The following is a 26,118-nucleotide window of genomic DNA, read 5'->3' as shown; positions in this document are numbered from 1 at the left end:
GGGAAGGCGCGGATGGTGGCGAGCGGCATGGTGGTCCTTCCCGAACTGACCGGCGCGCGGTTCTTCGACGCCTGGCGGCTCGACGCGGTCGCGCTGACCGCCGTCGTCCTGCTCGGCGTCGCGTACGCGCTGGGCGTACGGCGCAAGCGGCGCGCGGGGGAGCGGTGGCCGCTGTGGCGCACCGCCGCGTTCTACGTCCTCGGCCTCGGCACCCTCGTCGTCGCGACGATGTCCTCGCTCGCCGTCTACGACCGGGTGCTGTTCTGGCCCGCCGCCGTGCAGAACATCCTGCTCGACCTCTTCGCCCCGCTCGGCCTGGCGCTCGGCGACCCGCTCGCGCTCGCCGCACCCGACAGCCGACTGCGCCGCGCCTTCACCGGCCGTACGGTACGACTGCTGATGTATCCGCTGGTCAGCTCGGTGCTGGTGCTCGCCTCCGAGCTGACGATCTACTTCACGCCGTACTTCTCCACCGCCCTCGGCAACGGGCTCGTGCTCCAGCTCATGCACCTGCAACTGCTGCTCACCGGCTGCCTGTTCGTGCTGCCGATGCTCAGCCGTCAGGACCTGCTGCCGTCCTGGTGCGGTCATCCGGTCAGGGCCGCGCTGGTCTTCTTCGACGGGCTCTTCGACTCGGTGCCCGGCATCGTCGTCATGACCAGCGGCACGCTGGTGGCCGGGCACTGGTACACCGCGCACCCGCGCTCCTGGGGGCCGAGCGTCCAGCACGACCAGATGCTCGGCGGCGGCCTGATGCTCACCCTCGCCGAACTCGTCGCGCTGCCCTTCCTGATCCTGGTCTTCTTCGAGTGGTGGCGGGCCGAGCGGGAGAAGACGGCGGAACTCGACGCGCGGCTGGACCGCGAGGCCGTCGTCGCGATGTCCGGTGCCGGTGCTGGTGCTGGTGCCGGTGCTGGTGCTGGTGCCGCCGCCGGTGCCTCTGCCGCGCCCGCCTCCACAAAGGCCCCCGCGTCCGCCGCCGCTCCCGCCGCCGCTCCCGTTCCGGAGATGACCCGCCCCTGGTGGGAGACCGATCAGGGCGAGGTCGGCGAGCGCATGCGGCGCGGTCGCTGAGCGGTCCGCGGCGGCTCGGGGTCACAACTGCGTTACGGGCACCACGTCACGAGTCGGCGCGTGTCACGCTCTCCCCCTCATACCTGTCCTGGGGGGACAAATTGCGTCAACGTGCCATCACCGCTGCCTGTTTACTGGCCGTCGCGGGGCTCGCGCTCGCGGGATGCGACGGCGACGGGGGGACCGACGACATATCGGGCGCCGCCGCCTCGGTCTCGGCCACACCCACGGCCGCGCCCACCACCACGCAGGCCGCGCTCACCGGCCAACTGCCCAACCTGACCGGGATGCCGCTGCTCGCCGCGCGCACCATGGCCGACGACGCCGGGTTCACCCGGATCGCCGCGCACGACGCGACGGGGGCCGAGCGCACCCAGGTCTCCGACGGCGACTGGAAGGTGTGCTTCCAGCAGCCCGGCCAGGGGCCCGCGGCTCTGTCCGACCCGGTCGACCTCGCCGTCGTCAAGATCGCCGAGATCTGCCCGCCCGCGGACGGCACCCCGGCGCCGTCACCCACACCCACGGTCACCCGCACCACGGCGCCGTCGCCGACCGCCACGCACAAGGCGACGCCCAAGCCCCGCCCCACCACCGTCACCCACAAGCCGACCCCGAAGCCCAAGCCGAAACCCAAGCCGAAGCCGAAGCCGACCGTCGGGTACACCGAGCCCCCGGTCAACGACCACGACGGCGCCACCGCCCTCTGCAACGACGGCACGCTGTCCTACTCGCAGCACCACCGGGGCACGTGCTCGCACCACCACGGCGTGGCCGTCTGGTACAAGTAGCCCGCCCGGCCGTACGGCGACCGTACGGACCTCCGGGGGAGCGCGGGGCGGGGGCGAGCCGGCGGCAATCCGCTGCTCGCCCCCCCCGGGCCGGGGTGTGCGCGCCGACCGCTACCAGCCGCGCTCGCGCCATTCCTTGAGGTGGGGGCGCTCGGCCCCGAGGGTCGTGTCGTTGCCGTGGCCGGGGTAGACCCAGGTCTCGTCCGGGAGCACGTCGAAGAGCTTGGCCGTGACGTCGTCGAGGAGCGAGGTGAAGGCGGCCGGGTCGTCGTGCGTGTTGCCGACGCCGCCCGGGAAGAGGCAGTCGCCGGTGAAGACGTGCGGGGCGCCGTGCGGGTCGTCGTAGACGAAGGCGATGCTGCCCGGGGTGTGGCCGACCAGGTGCCGCGCGGTGAGGCTGACGCGGCCGAAGGTCACGGTGTCGCCGTCGTCCAGCGCCACATCGGTGGGGACCGGGATGCCCACCGTGTCCTCGCGGCCCGCGTAGGTACGCGCGCCGGTCGCGTCGATCACCGCGCGCAGCGCCTGCCAGTGGTCGCCGTGCTGGTGGGTGGTCGCGACGGCGCCGAGCCCGGCGTCGCCGACGACCTCCAGCAGCGTCTGCGCGTCGTTGGCCGCGTCGATCAGAAGCTGCTCGTCGGTGGCCCGGCAGCGCAACACGTACGCGTTGTTGTTCATCGGCCCGACCGCGACCTTGGTGATGATCAGGTCTTCCAGTTCATGCACGTCGGGGGTCCCGCCCACCGTCACTTCTCCGCTGTACGCCATGCCGCCAGCCTAGAGGCTCGGGGTGCCTAGAGCGGAGGCAGTACGGGCAGCGGGCCGTCGGGGATCACGGTCAGGCCCTCGTACGGGCCGCGGCCGGAGACCCAGGCCAGCAGGGGGCGGGTGGCGGCGCTGACGGTGAGGTCGGGTTCCGCGGCGGCGCCGATCGTCCAGGACGCGCCGGACTCGGCGTCCTCCAGGCGGACCGCGGCGATGCCCTCGTGCCCGGTGAGGCCGTCGGCGAGGGAGGCCAGCTCACGGGCGGCGAAGTCGGCGGGCAGGTCGGCGGTGGTGGGGCCGATGCCGAGGTCGACCAGGTGCAGCCACACCTCGCCCAGCCGCCGCCAGGGGACCTCGGCGGCGGCGATCACCCGGCCGGAGCGCAGCGTGACCTGCGTCGCCCAGCCCGACGGCGGCACCTGCGCGGCGGCCCGCTCGAACCGCTCCGCCGAGGCCCGCAGATCGGCGAGGTGGTCGTCGAGGGGACGGCCCGCGCCCTCCTCGATGGCCCGGTCGCGGGACGTCGCGTCCGCGTACATCGGGGTCTCCACGCCGGTCCCCGCCCAGATCAGCAGATTGGCCAGGGCGTCGGCATTGCGGGCGACATGGGTCAGCAGATGCCCGCGGGTCCAGCCGGGCAGCAGCGAGGGTTCGGCGACGCCGTCGGCGGGGAGCGCGGACACCGCGGCGACGAATCGGTCGGTGGCTTCCCGGACGGCAACCGCATCGAGTACGGGATCCGGTCGTTGGACGGTCACGTACCGACGCTAGCGCGTCACCCCGCGCTCGCGCAGGACACACGATCGGGTGAAGTGGTCAGAGCGCGCCCGTAAATCGAATGCACGTGCTATATGGTCGGTGTGTCGCAACTTCTGAGAACGCGGCGAACCGGAAGAAAACCCGAGCGCACCCCGTTTAGGCTGACTGGGGGTGCCGACTCTCCCCCCGTCTCTATGAAAGGTGCGCACTGGCGTGGCCGATCGACTCACCGTCCGTGGCGCTCGCGAGCACAATCTGAAGAACGTGTCGCTCGACCTGCCGCGGGACTCCCTCATCGTGTTCACAGGGCTGTCCGGATCGGGCAAGTCCTCCCTCGCCTTCGACACGATCTTCGCCGAGGGGCAGCGCCGGTACGTCGAGTCGCTCTCCTCCTACGCCCGCCAGTTCCTCGGCCAGATGGACAAGCCCGATGTGGACTTCATCGAGGGCCTGTCCCCGGCGGTCTCCATCGACCAGAAGTCCACCTCGCGCAACCCGCGCTCGACGGTGGGCACCATCACCGAGGTCTACGACTACCTCCGGCTGCTCTTCGCCAGGATCGGCAAGCCGCACTGCCCCGAGTGCGGCCGCCCGATCTCCCGGCAGTCGCCGCAGGCCATCGTCGACCGGGTGCTGGAGCTGGAGGAGGGCAGCCGTTTCCAGGTGCTCTCCCCGCTGGTCCGTGAGCGCAAGGGCGAATTCGTCGACCTCTTCGGCGACCTCCAGACCAAGGGCTACAGCCGTGCCCGGGTCGACGGGGCCACGATCCAGCTCACCGACCCGCCCAAGCTGAAGAAGCAGGAGAAGCACACCATCGAGGTGGTCATCGACCGCCTCACGGTGAAGGACAGCGCCAAGCGCCGCCTCACGGACTCCGTCGAGACCGCGCTCGGCCTGTCCGGCGGCATGGTCATCCTGGACTTCGTCGACCTGCCCGAGGACGACCCGCAGCGCGAGCGGATGTTCTCCGAGCACCTGTACTGCCCGTACGACGACCTGTCCTTCGAGGAGCTGGAGCCGCGCTCCTTCTCCTTCAACTCGCCCTTCGGCGCCTGTCCCGACTGCACCGGCATCGGCTCCCGCATGGAGGTCGACCCGGAGCTGATCGTCCCCGACGAGGAGAAGTCCCTGGCCGAGGGCGCCATCGCGCCCTGGACCGGCGGCATGTCCAAGGGCTACTTCGAGCGGCTGGTCGAAGGTCTCGCGGGGGAGCTGGGCTTCAGGACCGACATCCCCTGGGCCGGGCTGCCCGCCCGCGCGAAGAAGGCGCTGCTCTACGGCCACAAGGCCGAGGTCAGGGTCGCGTACAAGAACAGGTACGGCCGCGAGCGCGCGTACAACGCGCATTTCGAGGGCGCCATCCCGTTCGTGAAGCGGCGGCACCAGGACTCCGAGAGCGACTCCAGCCGGGAGCGCTTCGAGGGGTACATGCGCGAGGTGCCCTGCCCCACCTGCCACGGCAGCAGGCTCAAGCCGATCGTGCTGGCCGTCACCGTCCAGGACCGCTCCATCGCGGACGTCTCCGCCATGTCGATCAGCGACTGCGCCGAGTTCCTCGGCGGGATGAAGCTGGACGCCCGCGACAAGAAGATCGCCGAGCGGGTGCTCAAGGAGGTCAACGAACGGCTGAAGTTCCTGGTCGACGTCGGCCTGGACTACCTCTCGCTCAACCGCGCCGCGGGCACCCTGTCCGGCGGCGAGGCCCAGCGCATCCGGCTCGCCACCCAGATCGGCTCGGGCCTGGTCGGCGTGCTGTACGTGCTGGACGAGCCGTCGATCGGCCTGCACCAGCGCGACAACCACCGGCTGATCGAGACCCTGGTGCGGCTGCGCGACCTGGGCAACACGCTGATCGTCGTCGAGCACGACGAGGACACCATCAAGACCGCCGACTGGGTGGTCGACATCGGCCCCGGCGCCGGTGAGCACGGCGGCAAGGTGGTGCACTCCGGCTCGCTGAAGGAGCTGCTGGTCAACGAGGAGTCGCTGACCGGGCAGTATCTCTCGGGCAAGCGCGTCATCGTCACCCCCGACGTACGCCGCCCGATCGACCGCAAGCGGCGGCTGACCGTGCACGGCGCCCGCGAGCACAATCTCCAGGACATCGACGTGTCCTTCCCGCTCGGAGTGCTCACCGCCGTCACCGGCGTCTCCGGCTCCGGCAAGTCGACGCTGGTCAACGACATCCTCTACACCCACCTGGCCCGCGAGCTGAACGGGGCGCGCAGCGTCCCCGGCCGGCACACCCGGGTGGACGGCGACGACCTGGTGGACAAGGTCGTGCACGTCGACCAGTCGCCGATCGGCCGCACCCCGCGCTCCAACCCGGCCACGTACACCGGTGTCTTCGACCATGTGCGGCGGCTCTTCGCGGAGACGATGGAGGCCAAGGTCCGCGGCTATCTGCCCGGCCGCTTCTCCTTCAACGTCAAGGGCGGTCGCTGCGAGAACTGCTCGGGCGACGGCACGATCAAGATCGAGATGAACTTCCTGCCGGACGTCTACGTCCCGTGCGAGGTCTGCCACGGCGCCCGCTACAACCGCGAGACGCTGGAAGTGCACTACAAGGGCAAGTCCATCGCCGAGGTGCTGGAGATGCCGATCGAGGAGGCGCTGGACTTCTTCGAGGCGGTGCCCGCCATCGCCCGGCACCTGCGCACGCTCTACGAGGTCGGCCTGGGATACGTACGCCTGGGGCAGTCCGCGCCGACGCTGTCCGGCGGCGAGGCGCAGCGCGTGAAGCTCGCCTCCGAGCTCCAGAAGCGCTCCACCGGCCGTACGGTCTACGTCCTGGACGAGCCGACCACCGGTCTGCACTTCGAGGACATCAGCAAGCTGATCAAGGTGCTCCAGGGCCTGGTCGACAAGGGCAACACCGTGATCGTCATCGAGCACAATCTCGATGTCATCAAGACCGCCGACTGGGTGGTCGACATGGGCCCCGAGGGCGGCAACGGCGGCGGACTGGTCGTCGCCGAGGGCACCCCCGAGCAGATCGCGGCCGTCCCGGCCAGCCACACCGGCAAGTTCCTGCGGGACGTCCTGGGCGCGGAGCGGATCAGCGACGCGTCGGTGCCCGCGCCCAAGAAGCGGGTGCCCGCCCCCAAGAAGGCCACGGGGACGGCCGCCGCGGCCAAGAAGGGCACGACGGCCGCCGCGAAGAAGACCCCGGCGCCGCGCAAGCGGACGGCGGGCAAGGCGTAGCACCGAGGAAGGTCAAGGACGGGTCGGCGCGGGCGCGGCGGCACGCCGTCGAGGCGCGGTCGTCAGGCGCGGTCGTCAGGCAGTGGCCGTCCGGGAGTGGCACAGAGGAAGCGGACAGGTGGGGGACGTAGGGTTACGGGTCGCGAGACCTCCCCACCTCCCCGACCTGGAGCGCACATGACCACCGAACTGCCCGCCTGCCGCCGTACCGTCCTGCGAGGCGCGGCCCTGGCCGGAGCCGCCGGGCTCGGCCTCACCGCGTGCGGCGGCTCCGGCGGCGGTTCGTCCGACGGGCCCGCCAAAGCCGTGGAGTTGGGCGCCGCCACCGAGGTACCGGTCGGCGGCGCCAAGCTCTACCGGAACGACAAGGTGGTCGTGGCGCAGCCGAAGGAGGGCACCTTCAAGGCGTTCAGCGCGGTCTGCACGCACGCGGGCTGCGTCGTCACCTCGGTGGACGGCACGACGATCACCTGCGCCTGCCACGGCAGCCAGTTCGACGCGGACACCGGCGCCGTGCTCCAGGGCCCGGCGACCAAGCCGCTGCCCGCCGTGCAGGTCACCGCCTCCGGCGGCAAGCTCACCGCCGGTCCGGCGAGCTGACCACCGGCAGTCCGGCACCCGCGAACCGGCGGTCCCGCCCGCCGGTATCCGCACCGGTCGGCACTGCCCGGCCTGGCCCGGGAATGTCGCATCCCGCCAGTAGGGTGGGAGACATGGCGGACCCCAGCAGCTACCGACCGAAGCCGGGCCAGATCCCCGACTCCCCGGGGGTCTACAAGTTCCGGGACGAGCACGGTCGGGTGATCTACGTCGGCAAGGCGAAGAGCCTGCGCCAGCGGCTTTCCTCGTACTTCCAGGACATCACCAACCTCCACCAGCGGACCGCCACGATGGTGACCACCGCGGCGGCCGTCGAGTGGACGGTGGTCTCCACCGAGGTGGAGGCGCTCCAGCTCGAATACTCCTGGATCAAGGAGTTCGACCCGCGGTTCAACGTCAAGTACCGCGACGACAAGAGCTATCCGTCCCTCGCGGTGACGATGAACGAGGAGTTCCCGCGCGTGCAGGTCATGCGCGGCCCCAAGCGCAAGGGCGTGCGCTACTTCGGTCCGTACGCGCACGCCTGGGCGATCCGCGAGACCGTCGACCTGCTGCTGCGGGTCTTCCCGGTCCGCACCTGCTCCGCCGGGGTCTTCAAGCGCTCCGCGCAGATCGGCCGCCCCTGTCTGCTCGGCTACATCGGCAAGTGCTCCGCGCCCTGCGTCGGCCGGATCAGCGCCGACGACCACCGCGAACTGGCCGAGGAATTCTGCGACTTCATGGCCGGACACACCGGCACCTACCTGCGCCGCCTGGAACAGCGCATGAAGGACGCGGCGAGCGAGATGGAGTACGAGCAGGCCGCCCGGCTGCGGGACGACCTGGAGGCGCTGCGCCGCGCCATGGAGAAGAACGCGGTGGTGCTCGCCGACGCCACCGACGCCGACCTGATCGCCGTCGCCGAGGACGAGCTGGAAGCCGCCGTGCAGATCTTCCACGTACGCGGCGGCCGGGTCCGCGGCCAGCGCGGCTGGGTCACCGACAAGGTCGAGGCGGTCGACACCGCGGGCCTGGTCGAGCACGCCCTCCAGCAGCTCTACGGCGACGAGCGCGGCGACGCCGAGCGCTCCGGCGGCAGCGGCGGTGTGCCCAAGGAGGTGCTGGTCCCGGCGCTGCCCGCACCGTCGGAGCCGGTCGCGCAGTGGCTGAGCGACCGCCGCGGCTCGCACGTCAGCCTGCGCGTACCGCAGCGCGGCGACAAGAAGGACCTGATGGCCACCGTGCAGCGCAACGCGCAGCACGCCCTCGCGCTGCACAAGACCAAGCGCGCCTCCGACCTCACCACCCGCTCCCGCGCGCTGGAGGAGATCGCCGCCGCGCTCGACCTCGACACCGCGCCGCTGCGGATCGAGTGCTACGACATCAGCCACCTCCAGGGCGACGACGTGGTCGCGTCCATGGTGGTCTTCGAGGACGGCCTGGCCCGCAAGAGCGAGTACCGCCGCTTCCAGATCAAGTCCTTCGCCGGGCAGGACGACGTCCGGTCGATGCACGAGGTGATCTCCCGCCGCTTCCGCCGCTATCTGCTGGAGAAGCAGAAGACCGGCGAGTGGGAGGGCGAGTCCGGCGAGGTCCCCGCGAACCACGGCGATGTTCCCCTGGACCACGAGGAACAGGCGTCCGGCCCCATCGACCCCGACACCGGACGGCCGCGCAAATTCGCGTACCCGCCGCAGCTCGTCGTGGTCGACGGCGGACAGCCGCAGGTGGCCGCCGCCCGGCGCGCGCTGGAGGAGCTGGGCATAGACGACGTCGCCGTGTGCGGCCTCGCCAAGCGCCTGGAAGAGGTCTGGCTGCCCGGCGACGACGACCCGGTGATCCTGCCGCGCTCCAGCGAGGGCCTGTACCTGCTCCAGCGGGTCCGCGACGAGGCGCACCGGTTCGCGATCTCGTACCAGCGCAGCAAGCGCTCCAAGTCGATGAAGGCCGGCGCGCTGGACTCCGTGCCGGGGCTCGGCGAGACCCGCAGGCAGGCGCTGCTGAAGCACTTCGGCTCGCTGAAACGGCTCCGGGCGGCGACGATCGAGGAGATCTGCGAGGTCCCGGGGATCGGCCGCCGTACGGCGGAGACGGTCGCGGCGACCCTGGCAGCCGCGGCTCCGGCCGCACCCGCGGTGAACACCGCGACAGGAGAGATCATCGAAGAGGCCGACGGGACCCCGCCCGGGGCGGACCCGTCCCACCATCGGGGGATCAGCACATGAGCGACCAGGACGAACAGGACGGAACGCACGTGACAACCGGCGGAGCGGGGGAGGCCGTGGAGGCCATCCCCGAACTGGTGATCATCTCCGGCATGTCCGGAGCGGGCCGCAGCACCGCGGCCAAGTGTCTGGAGGACCTCGGCTGGTTCGTGGTGGACAATCTGCCGCCCGCGCTGATCCCCACCATGGTGGATCTCGGCGCGCGCTCGCAGGGCAACGTCGCCCGGATCGCCGTGGTCGTGGACGTCCGCGGACGCCGCTTCTTCGACAATCTGCGCGAGTCCCTCGCCGACCTGGCGACCCGCAGCGTCAAGCGCCGGATCATCTATCTGGAAGCCTCAGACGAGGCCCTGGTCCGCCGCTTCGAGTCGGTCCGCCGGCCGCACCCGCTCCAGGGCTCGGGCCGGATCGTGGACGGCATCGCGGCCGAGCGCGACCTGCTGCGCGAGCTGCGCGGCGACGCCGACCTGGTGATCGACACCTCCAGTCTCAACGTGCACGAGCTGCGCGCCAAGCTGGACGCCCAGTTCGCGGGCGAGGAGGAGCCGGAACTCCGGGCCACGGTCATGTCGTTCGGATTCAAGTACGGCCTGCCCGTCGACGCCGACCTGGTGGTGGACTGCCGCTTCCTGCCCAACCCGCACTGGGTGCCGGAGCTGCGGCCCTTCACCGGGCTCAACGACGAGGTGGCGCAGTATGTGTTCAACCAGCCGGGCGCGAAGGAATTCCTCGACCGCTACGCCGAGTTGCTGCACATCATCGCCGCCGGATACCGGCGCGAGGGCAAGCGGTACGTGACGATCGCGGTCGGCTGCACGGGCGGCAAGCACCGCAGCGTGGCGATGTCGGAACGGCTGGCCGCACGGCTGGCCGCGGATGGGGTGGAGACCGTGACAGTGCACAGGGACATGGGGCGCGAGTGATCATGACGGGTCGGCGGCGGCGCCGGGGTACGGGCCGCCGCGCCGGGGTGCCGCCCAAGGTGGTCGCCCTCGGCGGGGGGCACGGCCTGGCCGCCTCCCTCGCCGCACTGCGCCGGATCACCGGCGATCTGACCGCGGTGGTCACCGTCGCGGACGACGGCGGCTCCAGCGGCAGACTCCGCCAGGAGATGGGCGTACTGCCGCCGGGAGACCTCCGCAAGGCGCTCGCCGCGCTCTGCGGGGACGACGAATGGGGGCGCACATGGGCCCGAGTGGTCCAGCACCGCTTCACCAGCGAGGGTGATCTGCACGGGCACGCGGTGGGCAATCTGCTGATCGTCGCGCTGTGGGAACAGCTCAACGACGAGGTCGCCGCGCTGGAGTGGGTCGGGCGGCTGCTGGGCGCCCACGGCAGGGTGCTGCCGATGTCCGCGGTCCCGCTCGACCTGCACGCCATCGTCCGCGGCCACGACCCCGACAGGCCCGACGAGATCAGCACCGTCCGCGGCCAGGCCACGGTCGCCCTCACCCCCGGTGAGGTGCAGGAAGTGCAGGTCGTCCCGGCCGATCCGCCCGCCGTTCCCGAGGCCGTGCAGGCGGTCCTCGACGCGGACTGGGTGGTGCTCGGCCCCGGCTCCTGGTTCTCCTCGGTGATCCCGCATCTGCTCGTCCCCGAGCTGGTCGACGCCCTCATGACGACCAGGGCGCGCCGGGTCCTCACGCTGAACCTCGCGCCGCAACCAGGTGAGACCGACGGATTTTCTCCGCAGCGTCACTTGGAGGTTTTGGCCCGACACGCCCCTAAACTCACCATCGACGTGGTTCTCGCCGACGAGGCCGCCGTACCCGACCGTGACAGCCTCTCCGAGGCCGCACAGCGGTTGGGCGGCACGGTCGAGCTGGCACCGGTCGCCGCCCCCGACGGGCCGCGGCACGACCCGGAGCTGTTGGCCGCCGCGTATGACAGGATTTTTCGTATGCGTGGAAGGATCGGCCCATGGCGATGACGGCAGCGGTGAAGGATGAGATCTCCCGGCTTCCCGTCACCCGGACCTGCTGCCGGAAGGCGGAGGTCTCGTCGATCCTGCGGTTCGCCGGCGGCCTCCACCTGGTGAGCGGCCGGATCGTGATCGAGGCGGAGCTGGACACCGGGATCGCGGCCAGGCGGCTGCGCAAGGACATCCTGGAGATCTTCGGGCACTCCTCCGACCTGGTGGTGATGGCGCCCGGCGGGCTGCGCAGGGGCAGCAGGTACGTGGTGCGCGTGGTGGCGGGCGGCGACCAGCTCGCCCGGCAGACCGGCCTGGTGGACGGCCGCGGCCGGCCGATCCGCGGCCTGCCCCCGCAGGTCGTCTCCGGCGCCACCTGCGACGCGGAGGCCGCCTGGCGCGGTGCCTTCCTCGCGCACGGCTCGCTCACCGAGCCCGGCCGCTCCTCGTCGCTGGAGGTCACCTGCCCGGGACCCGAGGCCGCCCTGGCCCTGGTCGGCGCCGCCCGCCGGCTCCAGATCCCCGCCAAGGCCCGCGAGGTCCGCAATGTGGACCGCGTGGTGGTACGGGACGGCGACGCGATCGGCGCGCTGCTGACCCGGCTCGGCGCCCACGACTCGGTGCTCGCCTGGGAAGAGCGCCGCATGCGCCGCGAGGTCCGGGCCACCGCCAACCGGCTCGCCAACTTCGACGACGCCAACCTGCGCAGGTCGGCCCGCGCCGCCGTCGCCGCCGGAGCCCGTGTGCAGCGCGCGCTGGAGATCCTCGGCGACGACGTACCGGAACACCTCGCCGCGGCCGGGCGCCTGCGCATGGACCACAAGCAGGCCTCCCTGGAGGAGCTGGGCTCCCTCGCCGAGCCGCCGCTGACCAAGGACGCGGTCGCCGGCCGGATCCGCCGCCTGCTGGCCATGGCCGACAAGCGCGCCTCGGACCTCGGCCTGCCCGGCACCGACGCCAACCTCACCGACGAGATGGTCGGCTAGGACGTATCCGCCGGACAGGCCCCGGCCGGCACGCGCGCGGCGGCGGACGGGGCGGAGGCGGAGGGGCCTCGGCCCGATGTCACCTCCGCGCCCCTGGCCGGGTAGGCTCGTCCCTGGTCGGGGACATCCCATATTTCGCAGCCGGAGAGGGCTCCGGCGAATGAGCGAGGAGATCGGTTCGTGACGATCCGGGTAGGCATCAACGGCTTTGGCCGCATCGGTCGTAACTTCTTCCGCGCCGCCTTGGAGCAGGGTGCGGACATCGAGATCGTGGCTGTCAACGACCTGGGTGACACCGCGACGACGGCGCACCTGCTGAAGTACGACACCATCCTCGGCCGCCTCAAGGCCGAGGTCACCCACACCGCGGACTCCATCACCGTCGACGGCAAGACCATCAAGGTGCTCGCCGAGCGCGACCCCGCCGCCATCGCGTGGGGCGAGCTGGGCGTCGACGTCGTCATCGAGTCGACCGGCATCTTCACCAAGGCCGCCGACGCGGGCAAGCACATCGCGGGCGGTGCCAAGAAGGTCATCATCTCGGCGCCCGCCACCGGCGAGGACATCACGATCGTGATGGGCGTCAACCAGGACAAGTACGACGCCGCGAACCACCACATCATCTCCAACGCCTCGTGCACCACGAACTGTGTGGCGCCGATGGCGAAGGTGCTGCTGGAGAACTTCGGCATCGTCAAGGGCCTGATGACGACGGTCCACGCGTACACCAACGACCAGCGCATCCTGGACTTCCCGCACAAGGACCTGCGCCGCGCCCGCGCCGCCGCGGAGAACATCATCCCGACCACCACGGGTGCCGCGAAGGCCACCGCGCTGGTCATCCCCGAGCTGGCGGGCAAGCTGGACGGCATCGCGATGCGCGTCCCGGTCCCCACCGGCTCGGTCACCGACCTGGTCGTCGACCTCGAGCGCGAGGTCACCAAGGACGAGGTCAACGCCGCCTTCCAGAAGGCGTCCGAGGGTCAGCTCAAGGGCCTGCTGGAGTACACCGAGGACCCGATCGTCTCCTCGGACATCGTCAACTGGCCGGCCTCCTGCACCTTCGACTCCTCCCTGACCATGGTCCAGGGCAAGACGGTCAAGGTCATCGGCTGGTACGACAACGAGTGGGGCTACTCCAACCGCCTCGTGGACCTCACGGTCTTCGTCGGCGGCCAGCTCTGACGCCGTAGCGGCCGACGCACAGCGATGTGAGCGACAGGGTCCGGACGGGTGCGACGAAGCGCCGGTCCGGGCCCTGTCCCTTGCCCACTCCGCAGTCCCGTACCCGTCAGTACCCGCAGCCGTACCCGTAGGAGACCGTACAGATGAAGACGATCGACGACCTGATCAGCGAGGGGCGGATCGCCGGCAAGCGGGTGTTCGTCCGCGCCGACCTCAACGTCCCGCTCGACGGGGAGCGCATCACCGACGACGGCCGGATCCGCGCCGCCGTCCCCACCATCACCAAGCTCGCCGAGGCGGGCGCCAAGGTGATCGTGGCCTCGCACCTCGGCCGCCCCAAGGGCGAGCCCGCCCCGAAGTTCTCGCTCGCGCCGGTCGCCGCGCGCCTGGGCGAGCTGCTCGGCGAAGGCCGTCACGAGGTGGTGTTCGCCGCCGACACCGTCGGCGAGAGCGCCGCGGCCACCGTGGCGGGCCTGGCCGACGGCCAGGTCGCGCTGCTGGAGAACCTGCGCTTCAACGCGGGCGAGACCAGCAAGGACGACGCCGAGCGCGGCGCCTTCGCCGACCGGCTCGCGGAGCTGGCCGACACCTACGTCGGCGACGGCTTCGGAGCGGTGCACCGCAAGCACGCCTCGGTGTACGACCTCCCGGCCCGCCTCCCGCACGCCGCGGGCGGACTGATCGCCACCGAGGTCGGCGTCCTGAAGAAGCTCACCGAGGACGTCTCCCGCCCCTACGCGGTGGTGCTCGGCGGCTCCAAGGTCTCCGACAAGCTCGGCGTCATCGACCACCTGCTGGACAAGGCCGACCGCATCCTGGTCGGCGGCGGCATGGTCTTCACCTTCCTCAAGGCCCAGGGCCACGAGGTCGGCAAGAGCCTGCTCCAGGAGGACCAGATCCCCGTGGTCAAGGAGTACCTGGAGCGCGCCAAGGCCAAGGGCGTGGAATTCGTCCTGCCGGTCGACGTCGTCGGCGCCACCGAGTTCCCCGACCTGAAGACCAAGGCGCCGTCCTCGCCGGTCAACGCGCCGGTGGACGCGATCCCCGCCGACGTGATCGGCCTGGACATCGGCCCCGAGTCCCGCAAGCTCTTCGCCGCCAAGCTCGCCGACGCCGCCACCATCTTCTGGAACGGCCCGATGGGCGTCTTCGAGCACCCGGACTACGCCGACGGCACCCGCGCGGTCGCCCAGGCGCTGATCGACTCCGACGCGTTCACCGTGGTCGGCGGCGGCGACTCGGCCGCGGCCGTCCGCATCCTCGGCTTCGACGAGAACGCTTTCGGCCATATTTCCACCGGCGGCGGCGCGAGCCTGGAATACCTCGAGGGCAAGACGCTCCCCGGCCTTGCCGCACTGGAGAAGTGAGCAGATGACCGAGCAGAGCACCCGCACCCCGCTGATGGCGGGCAACTGGAAGATGAACCTCAACCACCTCGAGGCCATCGCGCACGTCCAGAAGCTCGCCTTCGCGCTCACCGACAAGGACTACGACGCGGTCGAGGTCGCCGTCCTGGTGCCGTACACCGACCTGCGCTCCGTACAGACGCTGGTCGACGGCGACAAGCTGAAGATCAAGTACGGCGCCCAGGACCTGTCCGCGCACGACTCCGGCGCGTACACCGGCGAGATCTCCGGATCGATGCTGGCCAAGCTGAAGTGCGCGTACGTGGCGATCGGGCACTCCGAGCGCCGCCAGTACCACGGCGAGGACGAGGCCGTCGTCAACGCCAAGGTGAAGGCCGCCTACAGGAACGGCCTCACCCCGATCCTGTGCGTCGGCGAGGGCCTGGACGTCCGCAAGGCCGGCCAGCAGGTCCCGCACACCCTCGCGCAGCTCGACGGCGCCCTGAAGGACATCCCCGCCGAGCAGGCCGCCACGATCGTGGTCGCGTACGAGCCGGTCTGGGCGATCGGCACCGGCGAGGTGGCCACCCCCGAGGACGCGCAGGAGGTCTGCGGGGCGATCCGCGGGCGGCTGGCCGAGCTGTACGACCAGGAGCTGGCGGACGCTGTGCGCATCCAGTACGGCGGCTCCGTGAAGTCCGGCAACGTCGCCGCGATCATGGCGCAGCCGGACGTGGACGGCGCCCTGGTGGGCGGCGCGGCACTGGACGCCGAGGAGTTCGTCAAGATCGTCCGGTTCCGCGACCAGTGACGGAACCGGGGCCCGCGGCGACGGACAGTGAGCCGGGGCACCGGGCAGTGGGCTGACACGCCCCTCAGGAAGTACCCTGTCGGGGCCGGACCGGCGTGACCGCGCCGTCCGGCCCCGCGCCGTTGTCATGTAGTCGAGAGAGTTGGTCCAGCCGTGGTCATCGGGTTCTCCATCGCCCTCATCATTTTCAGCCTGCTGCTTCTGCTGCTCGTGCTGATGCACAAGGGGAAGGGCGGCGGCCTCTCGGACATGTTCGGCGGCGGCATGCAGTCCTCCGTCGGCGGCTCCTCGGTGGCCGAGCGCAACCTCGACCGGATCACCGTCGTGGTCGGTCTGCTGTGGTTCGCCTGCATTGTCACCCTTGGCCTGGTGATGAAGTTCCAGAAGTAGGGCCGACGTTCGACTCCCGCGCATCCAGGGAGAACTGACGCCTCGTCGCCACCCCGGCTTACTATGGGGAGACGTCCTCGGGGGACAGGTCGAGCGCCTGCCACTGGACGGCACGTAAGGTCTCCGTAAACTGGCGACCTCGCAGCACCATCACGCAGGGAGTTACGACCGTGGCAAGTGGCAACGCGATCCGTGGAAGTCGGGTCGGAGCGGGGCCGATGGGAGAGGCCGAGCGCGGCGAGTCCGCGCCGCGCCTCCGCATCTCCTTCTGGTGCTCGAACGGGCACGAGACCCAGCCGAGTTTCGCCAGCGACGCGCAGATCCCGGAGACCTGGGACTGCCCACGCTGCGGCTTCCCGGCGGGGCAGGACGAGGAGAATCCGCCGGCGCCGCCGCGTACCGAGCCGTACAAGACCCACCTCGCCTACGTGCGGGAGCGGCGCAGCGCCGCCGACGGCGAGGCGATCCTCGCCGAGGCGCTGGCGAAGCTCCGCGGCGAGATCTAGCGAGATCAGGGAAGTCCCGGACCTCGGTTGCCGGGCGGGCTCAGACCTCTGAGCCCGCCCGGCGACCGAGGGCTTTCTGTTTTCACGGCACGCTCCGCGGCGGGCGTCTCAGCGGCGGCGCGGCCGGGCCGCGTGCGCGTCCGCGATATGGCCCGTCAACGCGATGGAGGCCGTAGCCCGTTCGTAGGTGAGTTGCGCGACGCGGGCGTACAGGCAGTCCACGATGAGCAGTACGGAGTGGCGGGTGCCGAAGTTGCCGCGCCTGAAGCTGGTTTCGCCCGAGGTGGACGTGAGGCGTACGTCGGCGGCCTGGGCGATCGGCGAGCGCGGGTCGCCGGTGACGGCCACGGTGACGGCGCCGCGCTCCGCGGCCAGCCGCAGCGGCTCCAGCACCTCCCGGGTGGCGCCCGAGTGCGAGATGGCCACCACCGCGTCGGAGGGCGTCAGCAGGGCCGCGGAGGTCTCCGCCGCGTGCACCTCGGTCCAGGCGTGCGCGGCGCAGCCGATGCCGTACAGCCGCGCCTCGGTCTCCCTGGCCACGATCCCCGAGCCGCCGACGCCGTAGACGTCGATCCTGCGGGCCTTCGCGAGCGTCTGCGCCGCCCGTTCCAGTGCCTCGCGGTCGAGCCGGTCGGCGGTCTGCCGCAGCGCCCGCAGATCGGCCTCCGCGACCACCCCGATCACCTGCTCCAGGTCGTCCTCGGGCCCGATCTGCGGCCCGAGCGCCGCCGTACGGGGCTCCGCCTCGCTGCGGCCCTGCTCCTGCGCCAGCTCGATCAGGAGCTGCTGGTACGAGTCCAGGCCGAGCGCCCGGCAGAAGCGGGTGACGGTGGCCTGCGAGGTGCCCGTACGCCGTCCCAGCTCGGCCGCGGAGCCGTGCGTCGCCGCGACCGGGTCGGCCAGCACCAGCTCGCCCACCTTGCGCAGGGAACCGGACATCCGGGGCAGTTCGGAGCGGATCAACGCGGTGATCATGGTGACTCGTCTCGGCTGGACGGCTTGAGGACTTGCCTGCGGGTGAATCTATCAACCACCATTCGTGGCGATGAGTGAAATCTACAGCCGACCGCTTGTGATCGGCATCGACGCGGGCGGTACCAGCAGCCGCGCGTATCTGGCGGAGGCGGCGCCGGGGACGGCCGGGGGCCCGGCGGAGGTCGTCGTGCTCGGCCGCGGCACCGGGGGGCCGGGCAACGCGCTGAGCGTCGGCCGGGCCGAACTGACCCGGCACCTGACGGACGCGGTCGCCCAGGCGGTCCCGGCCGACCTGCGGGGGCGGGTCGCCGCGGTCTACGGCGGCTTCGCGGGCGCCGCGGAAGGGCTCGGCGCCGAGCGCGGCCACGGCCTCGCGCTGTCCTGTCTGGCCGACGCGCTGGCCGCCAACGGCATCACGGGCGCCGCGATCGGCGTCGGCGGCGACACCGAGGTCGCGCTGGCCTCCGCGCCCGGCGCGCCCGGCGACGGCCTGGTGCTGATCGCGGGCACCGGCGCCATCGCCACCCGGCTCACCGGCAGACGCCGCTCCGCGGTCGTGGACGGCCACGGCTGGCTGCTCGGCGACGAGGGCAGCGGCTTCTGGCTCGGCGGCCGGGCGGTGCGGGCGGCGCTGGAGGCGCTGGACGGCCGCGGCCCCTGGACCTCGCTGGTCGCCAGGGTTGCCGCGCACTATCTGCCGCCGGGCGCGTACGAGCGGCTGGGCGGCACCGGGCGCCTGGACGGCGCGGAACGGCCACTGCCCGACGGCGAGGCGCGCGCCGATCTCAGCGAGGCCATCGTGACCAGCGCGTACGAGCAGACGCCCGCCCGGCTCGCGCAGCTCAGCAGGCAGGCGGTGGAGGCGGCGGACGAGGGCGACGCGGTGGCGCTGCGGCTGCTGGACGGCGCGGCCGACCTGCTGGTGGCGACCGTACGGGCGCTGGAGCCGCGGCCGGGGGAGCCGCTGGTGCTCACCGGCGGACTGCTCGGGCCCGGCGGCCCGCTGCTCGACCGGGTCGTCGCCCGGCTCGACGGGCTCGCGCTGCGGGTCTTCCCGGTGGCGAACGGGGGAGTGGGGGCGGCGGCGCTGGCACGGCTGTTGCTGTGAGGGCGGGCTGTTGCTGTGAGGCCGGGGGCCGCTGGTGTGAGGGCGGGGCCCTCTGGGGCGAGGGGTCTCCTGTGGTGAGGCCGGGTTCCTCGCGGGGTCGCGGCGGCGCCGGGGTGTCTTGACGGCGGCGCGAAGGGTGGTTCATTGTTTCATCGGACCATCTCAAAGATGGTTGATCGAGCCGAACCGGCCACCGATCTCACCACCCGACCCACCAAGGGGGCTCGGCCATGGCCGACGCACAGCTCAGCGCCGCCCGGTTCGCCGACGAGGGGCGCGCCGCCGTCGAGCGCGCCATCGCGGCCAACAAGGACTCCGTCGCCGCCGCGGGACGGCTCTTCGCCGACTGCGTGGCCGCCGACGGTGTGATCCACGGCTTCGGCACCGGCCACTCCCAGGCCACCGTCCTGGAGATCGTCGGCCGCGCGGGCGGCCTGATCCCCACCAACCGGATCGGCCTCGCCGACCTCGTGCTGCGCGGCGGCGAGGACCGCTCGGTGCTCGACGACCCGCTGCTGGAACGTTCCCCCGGCCTGGCCAGGCGGCTGTACGACCTGTCGACGCCGCACCCGCGGGACCTGTTCGTGATCGTCTCCAACTCCGGTGTGAACAACTCCGTGGTGGACATGGCCCTCCAGGTCAAGGAGGCGGGGCACCCGCTGGTCGCCCTCACCTCGCTGACCCACACCCGCGCCGTGCCCGCCCTGCACCCCAGCGGCAAGCGGCTCGCGGACATCGCCGACGCCGTCCTCGACAACTGCGCGCCCGCCGGTGACGCCCTGCTCCCGCTGCCCGACGGCGGCGCGCTGTGCGGTGTCTCCACCATCACCTCGGCCCTGCTGGTCCAGATGGTCGTCGCCGAGTGCGTGGGCCTGCTCACCGCCGAGGGGCACCAGGCCCCGGTCTACATCTCCGCGAATCTGCCCGGCGGCTTCGAGCGCAACGCCGTCCTGGAGGAGCGCTACGCGGGCCGCCTGCACCGCGGCGGTTTCTGACCCGTCGCCACTTCTCCCCCGCCACCGAGCCGCCCGCGCTCGCCGAGTCCGCCGCGCTGCCCCGGCGCGGCGGACCCGGCCCGCCGCGGTCACCGTGACGGCCGTATCCGGCGCTCTCGGCACGGTGCGGAACGTCAGTGAGGTGACGCTCCTCCAGGAACGCACCCCGGCGGACCTGCTCGGCCGGGTCAGCGCCGCCAACCGCACGCCTTCCTGATGCCCGCCCTCGTCTCGTTCCGGCGTGTCATCAATTAGCGTGGGGCGTGCAGCGAGGACGAGGAGAAGTGGACTGATGTCCGAAACGAACGCGCAGGGCCCGAAGGCTCTCGACCAGCGTGCCGAATGGCACGCGCTCGGCAAGCACCGCGAGGAACTGGCGGACGCGCACCTGCGGGATCTGTTCGCGGCCGACCCCGAGCGGGGCAGCCGTTACACCCTCCAAGTGGGTGACCTCCACCTGGACTACTCCAAGCAGCTCGTGACGGACGAGACGCTCCGGCTGCTGCGCGAACTGGCCGCCGCGACCGGGGTGTTCGAGCTTCGTGACGCGATGTTCCGCGGCGAGCGGATCAATGTCACCGAGGACCGGGCGGTCCTGCACACCGCTCTGCGCGCCCCGCGCTCCGCGGTGATCGAGCTGGACGGCCAGGACGTCGTGCCCGCCGTGCACTCCGTGCTCAACAAGATGCAGGTCTTCTGCGACCGGGTGCGCTCGGGGGAGTGGACCGGCCACACCGGCAAGCGGATCAGGAATGTCGTCAACATCGGCATCGGCGGCTCCGACCTCGGCCCCGCGATGGCCTACGAGGTGCTGCGCGCCTACACCGACCGCGGCCTGACGGTCCGTTTCGTGTCCAACGTGGACGGCGCCGACCTGCACGAGGCGGTCCGCGACCTGGACGCGGCCGAGACGCTGTTCATCATCGCGTCCAAGACCTTCACCACCATCGAGACCATCACCAACGCCACCTCCGCCCGCGACTGGCTGCTCACCGAGCTGCGCGCCGACGAGTCCGCGGTCGCCAAGCACTTCGTGGCGCTGTCCACCAACGCGGAGAAGGTCGCCGACTTCGGCATCGACACCCAGAACATGTTCGAGTTCTGGGACTGGGTCGGCGGCCGGTACTCCTACGACTCGGCCATCGGCCTCTCCTTGATGCTGGCCATCGGCCCCGACCGCTTCCGCGAGATGCTGGCCGGATTCCACCTGGTCGACGAGCACTTCAGGACCGCGCCGCCGGAGGAGAACGTCCCGCTGCTGCTCGGCCTGCTCGGCGTCTGGTACGGCGGTTTCCACGACGCGCAGTCGCACGCGGTGCTGCCGTACAGCCACTACCTGAGCAAGTTCACCGCCTACCTCCAGCAGCTCGACATGGAGTCCAACGGCAAGTCCGTGGACCGGCAGGGCAACCCGGTGACCTGGCAGACGGGTCCGGTCGTCTGGGGCACCCCGGGCACCAACGGGCAGCACGCGTACTACCAGTTGCTGCACCAGGGCACCAAGCTCGTCCCCGCGGACTTCATCGGCTTCGCGCGCCCGGTCGACGAACTCGGGCCGCTCGCCTCCCAGCACGACCTGCTGATGGCGAACTTCTTCGCGCAGACCCAGGCGCTGGCCTTCGGCAAGACGCCGGACGAGGTCAGGGCCGAGGGCGTGCCCGAGGAACTGGTCCCGCACAAGACCTTCCGCGGGAACCACCCCACGACCACCATCCTGGCCACCGAGCTGACGCCGTCCGTCCTCGGCCAGCTCATCGCCCTCTACGAGCACAAGGTGTTCGTCCAGGGCGCGGTCTGGAACATCGACTCCTTCGACCAGTGGGGCGTCGAGCTGGGCAAGGTCCTCGCCAAGCGCGTCGAGCCCGCCCTCGCCGAGGGCACCGCCGTCCCCGGCCTGGACGCCTCCACCACGGCCCTGGTCGCCAAGTACCGCGAGCTGCGCGGTCGCTGAGCCACCACGCACCGCGGCGGTTCACCGGAGATCCGGTGAACCGCCGCGGTGGCGAGCGACCAGGCCGAGGGCCGCTCGGACGGCCTACGACGAGGCCGGCGGATACAGCTGCGGCGGGAGCTTGGCCGCCGCGGTCCGGTCCAGCAGCCACAGGGTCCTGGACCGCCCGTAGGCACCCGAGGCGGGCGCCTGCAACTCACCCGGGGACGACAGCGCCAGGGCCACCGCCGAAGCCTTGTCCTCGCCCGCCGCCAGCAGCCACACCTCGCGGGCTGCGCGGATCGCGGGCAGCGTCAGCGAGATCCGGGTCGGCGGCGGCTTCGGAGCGCCGTGCACACCGACGACCGACCGCTCGCTCTCCCGCACCGCGGGGTGCTCGGGGAAGAGCGACGCCACATGCGTGTCGGGCCCCACCCCCAGCATCAGCACGTCGAAGGCCGGCACCCGCAGCCGGTCCTCGGGACCCGCCGCCGCGGCCAGCTCCGCCGCGTACGCCTCGGCCGCCTCGTCGGCGCCGGCGTACGGCCCGTCCGAGGCGGGCATGGCGTGCACCCGCGACGGATCGACCGGGACCGCGTCCAGCAGCTCCGCGCGGGCCTGCGTGACATTGCGCTCCGGGTCGCCGTCCGGCTCGAACCGCTCGTCGCCCCACCACAGGTCCAGATGCGCCCAGTCCACCGCGTCACGCGCGGGGGACGCGGCGAGGGCGGCGAGCAGCGCGTTGCCGTTGCGCCCGCCCGTGAGCACCACCGAAGCGGTGCCACGGGCGGCCTGGGCGTCCACGACCTTGGTGATCAGCCGGGCCGCCGCGGCCTGCGCCATCAGCTCCTTGTCCCGGTGGACGACCACCTGTGGCGTGCTCACTTCGCGCTCTCCGCCTTCTTGGCCACGGCGGCCCGCTTGGCGGCGCTGGGCGTCTTGTCCTTCGCCGTGACGGTGCCGTCCGGGCTCACCGTCTCCGCGCCGCCGGGGTTGTTGACCAGGTGCTTGACCCCGAACTGCACGGTGGAGCGGTATATGTCGTCCGGGTCCAGACGGCGCAGCTCCTCCGCGATCAGCTCGGAGGTCTCACGCCGCTTGAGCGCCACATGCCGGTCCGGCTGACCCGGCATCGCCAGCTCCGCCAGCGCGCCGTCCGCCCGGTCGAGGCAGATGTCGCCGTCGGCCGTCGCCAGCCGCACCGCGGTGATGCCGGGGCCGTCGGAGACCCTGCGCTCCACCGGCACACCCAGCCGGTCCGCGAGCCACAGCGCGAGCAGTTCCGTACTCGGGTTGTACGCCTCGCCGTCGACGATCGCGTCAGTGATCTTCGAGTGCTTCTGGTCCAGGGCCGCCGCGAGCATCGAACGCCACGGGGTGATCCGGGTCCAGGCCAGGTCGGTGTCGCCGGGCGAGTAACTGGCCGCGCGGACGCCGAGCGACGCCACCGGGTCCTCGGCCGCCGCGGCGTCCGTGATCCGGCGCTGCGCGAGGCGACCCAGCGGGTCCTCCGCCGCGTTGTCCGGCGCGTTGTCCGGCCACCAGACGACCACGGGGGCGTCGGGCAGCAGCAGCGGCAGCACCACCGACTCGGCGTGGTTGGCCAGCTCGCCGTGCAGCCGCAGCATCACGGTCTCGCCGGTGCCCGCCTCGGAGCCGACCAGCACCTCCGCGTCGAGCCGGGCGCTCGCCCGGTCCCGCGGCGAACGGCCCGGCCGCTTGACGACGACCAGAATCCGCGACGGGTGCTCCTTGGACGCCTCGGTGGCGGCCTTGAGCGAGTCGTAGGCACTGCCCTCGTCGGTGACGATGACCAGGGTCAGCACCATCCCGACCGCGGGAGTGCCGATCGCCCGCCGGGCCTGGATCAGACCCGAGTTGATTTTCGCGGACGTGGTGTCCGTCAGATCGATCTTCATGGCCGACGCCAGCTCCTGCCGTCTCGTGCGAGCATCTCGTCCGCCTCGACCGGTCCCCAGGTGCCGGACGCGTACTGGGCGGGCTTGCCGTGCTTGTCCCAGTACTCCTCGATCGGGTCGAGGATCGTCCAGGAGATCTCGACCTCCTGGTGGCGCGGGAAGAGGTTGGCGTCACCGAGCAGCACATCGAGGATGAGCCGCTCGTACGCCTCCGGGCTGGACTCGGTGAAGGACTCGCCGTACGCGAAGTCCATCGTCACGTCCCTGACCTCGGTCGAGGTGCCGGGCACCTTCGAACCGAACCGCACCGTCACGCCCTCGTCCGGCTGCACCCGGATGACCAGGGCGTTCTGCCCCAGCTCCTCGGTGGCCCCGGACTCGAACGGCAGATACGGCGCCCGCTTGAAGACCACCGCGATCTCGGTGACGCGGCGGCCCAGCCGCTTGCCGGTCCGCAGGTAGAACGGCACACCCGCCCAGCGCCGGTTGTTGATCTCCAGCTTCACGGCCGCGTAGGTGTCGGTCTTGGACTTGGGGTCGATGCCGTCCTCCTCCAGGTACCCGAGCACCTCCTCGCCGCCCTGCCAGGCGTGCGCGTACTGGCCGCGCACGGTGTTCTTGCCGAGGTCGTCGGGGAGGACGACCGCGCTGAGCACCTTCAGCTTCTCCGCGGTGAGCGCCTTCGGGTGGAAGGAGCCGGGCTCCTCCATCGCGGTCAGCGCCAGCAGTTGCAGCAGGTGGTTCTGGATCACGTCGCGCGCGGCGCCGATGCCGTCGTAGTACCCGGCCCGGCCGCCGATGCCGATGTCCTCGGCCATGGTGATCTGGACGTGGTCGACGTACGACCGGTTCCAGATCGGCTCGTACATCGTGTTGGCGAAGCGCAGCGCCAGGATGTTCTGGACGGTCTCCTTGCCCAGGTAGTGGTCGATCCTGAAGACCTCGTTGGGCGGGAAGACCTCGTGCACCACCTGGTTGAGGTCCATCGCGCTCGCCAGGTCGTGGCCGAACGGCTTCTCGATGACCGCGCGCCGCCAGGAGTCCCCGGTGCCGTCCGACAGCCCGTGCTTCTTGAGCTGCTGCACCACGTTGGGGAAGAACTTCGGCGGTACGGACAGGTAGAAGGCGAAGTTGCCGCCCGTGCCCCGCGCCTTGTCCAGCTCCTCGATGGTCGCCTTCAGCGTCTCGAAGGCGGTGTCGTCGTCGAAGTCGCCCTGCACGAAACGGCAGCCCTCGGCGAGCTGCTGCCACACCTCCTCACGGAAGGGCGTGCGCGCGTGCTCCTTGACCGCGTCGTGGACCTCCTGGGCGAAGTCCTCGTTCTCCCACTGGCGGCGGGCGAAGCCGACCAGCGCGAAGCCCGGCGGCAGCAGACCGCGGTTGGCCAGGTCGTACACGGCCGGCATCAGCTTCTTGCGCGACAGGTCGCCCGTCACGCCGAAGATGACCAGGCCGGACGGGCCCGCGATCCGCGGCAGCCGCCGGTCCAGCGGATCCCGCAGCGGGTTGCCTTCCGAAGATGTCAGCGTGGACAACTCAGGCCTCCGAAGGAGCGAGCCGATCGAGTTCCGCCTGGGTGGAGGCCAGCAGTTCGTTCCAGGCCGTCGCGAACTTCTCGACGCCCTCGTCCTCCAGGAGCTGCACGACGTCGTCGTAGGAGATGCCGAGCGCCGCCACGGCGGCCAGCTCGGCCTTCGCCTGCGCGTACGTGCCGGTCACGGTGTCGCCGGTGATCTCGCCGTGGTCGGCGGTGGCGTCCAGCGTGGCCTCCGGCATGGTGTTCACCGTGTTCGGCGCGACCAGCTCGGTGACGTACAGCGTGTCGGAGTAGGCCGGGTCCTTGACGCCGGTCGAGGCCCACAGCGGGCGCTGCCTGTTGGCGCCGGACTTCTCCAGGGCCAGCCAGCGGTCGGAGGAGAAGACCTCCTCGTACGCCTCGTAGGCCAGCCGCGCGTTGGCGACGGCCGCCTTGCCCTTGAGCGCCTTCGCCTCGTCGGTGCCCAGCTTCTCCAGCCGCTTGTCGATCTCGGTGTCCACGCGGGACACGAAGAACGAGGCGACCGAGTGGATCAGCGACAGGTCGAGCCCGGCGGACTTGGCCTTCTCCAGACCGGAGAGGTACGCGTCCATCACACCGCGGTAGCGCTCCAGCGAGAAGATCAGCGTGACGTTGACGCTGATGCCCTTGCCGATCACCTCGGTGATCGCGGGCAGCCCCGCGGGCGTCGCCGGGATCTTGATCAGCGTGTTCGGCCGGTCGACCAGCCACGCGAGCTGCTTGGCCTCCGCGACGGTGGCCTTCGTGTTGTTCGCCAGCCGCGGGTCGACCTCGATCGAGACCCGGCCGTCCTGGCCGTCGGTCCGGTCGAAGACCGGCCGCAGGATGTCGGCCGCGTCCCGGACGTCCGCGGTGGTGATCATGCGGATCGCCTCGTCGACCGTCAGCCGCCGGGCGGCGAGGTCGGCGAGCTGCTGGTCGTAGCCGTCGCCCTGGGAGATCGCCTTCTGGAAGATCGACGGGTTGGTGGTGACACCCACCACATGCTGCTCGTCGATGAGTTCGGCCAGATTGCCGGACGTGATGCGCTTGCGCGACAGGTCGTCCAGCCAGATCGCGACGCCTTCGTCGGAGAGGCGCTTGAGTGCGTCTGTCATGGGATT

24 protein-coding genes are annotated in these 26,118 nt (G+C 71.4%); 17 read left to right on the top strand and 7 right to left on the bottom strand.

The features are described from left to right. The first annotated feature begins 27 nt into the window (after positions 1-27). Positions 28-1,074, top strand: coding sequence for a cytochrome c oxidase assembly protein (locus ACIQCJ_RS34235; RefSeq protein WP_402713727.1), 1,047 nt, complete (start codon positions 28-30; stop codon positions 1,072-1,074). A 101-nt stretch (positions 1,075-1,175) separates the two neighbouring features. Continuing rightward, complete coding sequence (locus tag ACIQCJ_RS34230) at positions 1,176-1,862, top strand: DUF3761 domain-containing protein (RefSeq protein ID WP_355333922.1); 687 nt, start codon at positions 1,176-1,178, stop codon at positions 1,860-1,862. 111 nt (positions 1,863-1,973) lie between these two features. On the opposite strand, the gene ACIQCJ_RS34225 is transcribed toward ACIQCJ_RS34230, so the two are convergent. After that, entirely contained in the window at positions 1,974-2,630 is a 657-nt protein-coding gene (locus ACIQCJ_RS34225; RefSeq protein WP_391044077.1) for an MBL fold metallo-hydrolase, read from the bottom strand. 26 nt (positions 2,631-2,656) lie between these two features. Next, the gene (locus ACIQCJ_RS34220) at positions 2,657-3,385 is read right to left on the bottom strand and encodes a maleylpyruvate isomerase family mycothiol-dependent enzyme (protein WP_402713724.1); all 729 of its coding nucleotides are present in this window, start codon (positions 3,383-3,385) and stop codon (positions 2,657-2,659) included. Positions 3,386-3,599: 214 nt separating this feature from the next. Here ACIQCJ_RS34220 and uvrA point away from each other — a divergent pair, with 214 nt between their 5' ends. The 11 genes from uvrA to ACIQCJ_RS34165 all read left to right on the top strand — a co-directional run bounded on the left by uvrA (position 3,600) and on the right by ACIQCJ_RS34165 (position 16,530). Continuing rightward, positions 3,600-6,590, top strand: coding sequence for an excinuclease ABC subunit UvrA (gene uvrA / locus ACIQCJ_RS34215; protein ID WP_391044083.1), 2,991 nt, complete (start codon positions 3,600-3,602; stop codon positions 6,588-6,590). Between the two features lie 177 nt (positions 6,591-6,767). After that, positions 6,768-7,190 (top strand): Rieske (2Fe-2S) protein, encoded by a 423-nt coding sequence (locus ACIQCJ_RS34210; RefSeq protein WP_402713722.1) that lies wholly within the window; start codon positions 6,768-6,770, stop codon positions 7,188-7,190. 113 nt (positions 7,191-7,303) lie between these two features. Further along, on the top strand, positions 7,304-9,394 hold the full coding sequence (gene uvrC / locus ACIQCJ_RS34205) for an excinuclease ABC subunit UvrC (RefSeq protein ID WP_391044085.1): 2,091 nt from the start codon (positions 7,304-7,306) through the stop codon (positions 9,392-9,394). Then, positions 9,391-10,317, top strand: coding sequence for an RNase adapter RapZ (gene rapZ / locus ACIQCJ_RS34200; protein WP_355333906.1), 927 nt, complete (start codon positions 9,391-9,393; stop codon positions 10,315-10,317). The genes uvrC and rapZ overlap by 4 nt, the downstream gene beginning before the upstream one ends. A 2-nt stretch (positions 10,318-10,319) precedes the next feature. Continuing rightward, positions 10,320-11,324: a uridine diphosphate-N-acetylglucosamine-binding protein YvcK gene (gene yvcK, locus ACIQCJ_RS34195; RefSeq protein WP_355333903.1), complete on the top strand. Its 1,005-nt coding sequence runs from the start codon at positions 10,320-10,322 to the stop codon at positions 11,322-11,324. Beyond that, positions 11,315-12,292, top strand: coding sequence for a DNA-binding protein WhiA (gene whiA / locus ACIQCJ_RS34190; RefSeq protein WP_188284204.1), 978 nt, complete (start codon positions 11,315-11,317; stop codon positions 12,290-12,292). The genes yvcK and whiA overlap by 10 nt, the downstream gene beginning before the upstream one ends. A 180-nt stretch (positions 12,293-12,472) precedes the next feature. After that, positions 12,473-13,477 (top strand): type I glyceraldehyde-3-phosphate dehydrogenase, encoded by a 1,005-nt coding sequence (gap, locus tag ACIQCJ_RS34185; protein ID WP_355333900.1) that lies wholly within the window; start codon positions 12,473-12,475, stop codon positions 13,475-13,477. Between the two features lie 143 nt (positions 13,478-13,620). Further along, the gene (locus ACIQCJ_RS34180; protein WP_402713718.1) at positions 13,621-14,844 is read left to right on the top strand and encodes a phosphoglycerate kinase; all 1,224 of its coding nucleotides are present in this window, start codon (positions 13,621-13,623) and stop codon (positions 14,842-14,844) included. Positions 14,845-14,848: 4 nt separating this feature from the next. Beyond that, entirely contained in the window at positions 14,849-15,634 is a 786-nt protein-coding gene (tpiA, locus tag ACIQCJ_RS34175; protein WP_391044090.1) for a triose-phosphate isomerase, read from the top strand. A 153-nt stretch (positions 15,635-15,787) separates the two neighbouring features. Then, positions 15,788-16,024 (top strand): preprotein translocase subunit SecG, encoded by a 237-nt coding sequence (gene secG, locus ACIQCJ_RS34170; RefSeq protein ID WP_355333892.1) that lies wholly within the window; start codon positions 15,788-15,790, stop codon positions 16,022-16,024. Between the two features lie 170 nt (positions 16,025-16,194). After that, positions 16,195-16,530, top strand: a complete 336-nt coding sequence (locus tag ACIQCJ_RS34165; protein WP_073497103.1) for an RNA polymerase-binding protein RbpA — start codon at positions 16,195-16,197, stop codon at positions 16,528-16,530. 108 nt (positions 16,531-16,638) lie between these two features. Here the strand turns inward: ACIQCJ_RS34165 and ACIQCJ_RS34160 are convergent, their stop codons facing one another. Continuing rightward, positions 16,639-17,505, bottom strand: a complete 867-nt coding sequence (locus tag ACIQCJ_RS34160; RefSeq protein ID WP_188284199.1) for a MurR/RpiR family transcriptional regulator — start codon at positions 17,503-17,505, stop codon at positions 16,639-16,641. Between the two features lie 70 nt (positions 17,506-17,575). Here ACIQCJ_RS34160 and ACIQCJ_RS34155 point away from each other — a divergent pair, with 70 nt between their 5' ends. The 4 genes from ACIQCJ_RS34155 (at position 17,576) to pgi (ending at position 21,559) form a co-directional block, all read left to right on the top strand. Continuing rightward, the gene (locus ACIQCJ_RS34155; protein ID WP_402713714.1) at positions 17,576-18,613 is read left to right on the top strand and encodes an N-acetylglucosamine kinase; all 1,038 of its coding nucleotides are present in this window, start codon (positions 17,576-17,578) and stop codon (positions 18,611-18,613) included. 230 nt (positions 18,614-18,843) lie between these two features. After that, on the top strand, positions 18,844-19,608 hold the full coding sequence (locus ACIQCJ_RS34150) for a sugar isomerase domain-containing protein (protein ID WP_401856613.1): 765 nt from the start codon (positions 18,844-18,846) through the stop codon (positions 19,606-19,608). 94 nt (positions 19,609-19,702) lie between these two features. Beyond that, entirely contained in the window at positions 19,703-19,825 is a 123-nt protein-coding gene (locus tag ACIQCJ_RS34145; RefSeq protein WP_402713712.1) for a hypothetical protein, read from the top strand. Between the two features lie 75 nt (positions 19,826-19,900). Then, entirely contained in the window at positions 19,901-21,559 is a 1,659-nt protein-coding gene (pgi, locus tag ACIQCJ_RS34140) for a glucose-6-phosphate isomerase (RefSeq protein WP_355333880.1), read from the top strand. 84 nt (positions 21,560-21,643) lie between these two features. Here the strand turns inward: pgi and pgl are convergent, their stop codons facing one another. Genes pgl through tal form a run of 4 tightly spaced genes read right to left on the bottom strand, consistent with a single transcriptional unit; the run spans position 21,644 to position 26,112 of the window. Further along, entirely contained in the window at positions 21,644-22,423 is a 780-nt protein-coding gene (gene pgl / locus ACIQCJ_RS34135; RefSeq protein ID WP_402713709.1) for a 6-phosphogluconolactonase, read from the bottom strand. Then, on the bottom strand, positions 22,420-23,457 hold the full coding sequence (opcA, locus tag ACIQCJ_RS34130) for a glucose-6-phosphate dehydrogenase assembly protein OpcA (protein ID WP_355333876.1): 1,038 nt from the start codon (positions 23,455-23,457) through the stop codon (positions 22,420-22,422). The genes pgl and opcA overlap by 4 nt, the downstream gene beginning before the upstream one ends. Continuing rightward, positions 23,454-24,983, bottom strand: a complete 1,530-nt coding sequence (zwf, locus tag ACIQCJ_RS34125; protein WP_355334683.1) for a glucose-6-phosphate dehydrogenase — start codon at positions 24,981-24,983, stop codon at positions 23,454-23,456. Before zwf ends, opcA begins: the two co-directional genes overlap by 4 nt. Positions 24,984-24,993: 10 nt before the next feature. Next, the gene (gene tal / locus ACIQCJ_RS34120) at positions 24,994-26,112 is read right to left on the bottom strand and encodes a transaldolase (protein WP_355333874.1); all 1,119 of its coding nucleotides are present in this window, start codon (positions 26,110-26,112) and stop codon (positions 24,994-24,996) included. Positions 26,113-26,118: the final 6 nt, after the last annotated feature.

The organism is Streptomyces sp. NPDC093221 (genome assembly GCF_044753885.1).
In the GTDB taxonomy this organism is placed as follows: Bacteria; Actinomycetota; Actinomycetes; order Streptomycetales; family Streptomycetaceae; genus Actinacidiphila.
The sequence above is the reverse complement of the archived record's forward strand: the minus strand, read 5'-3'. Positions and strand labels throughout refer to the sequence as shown.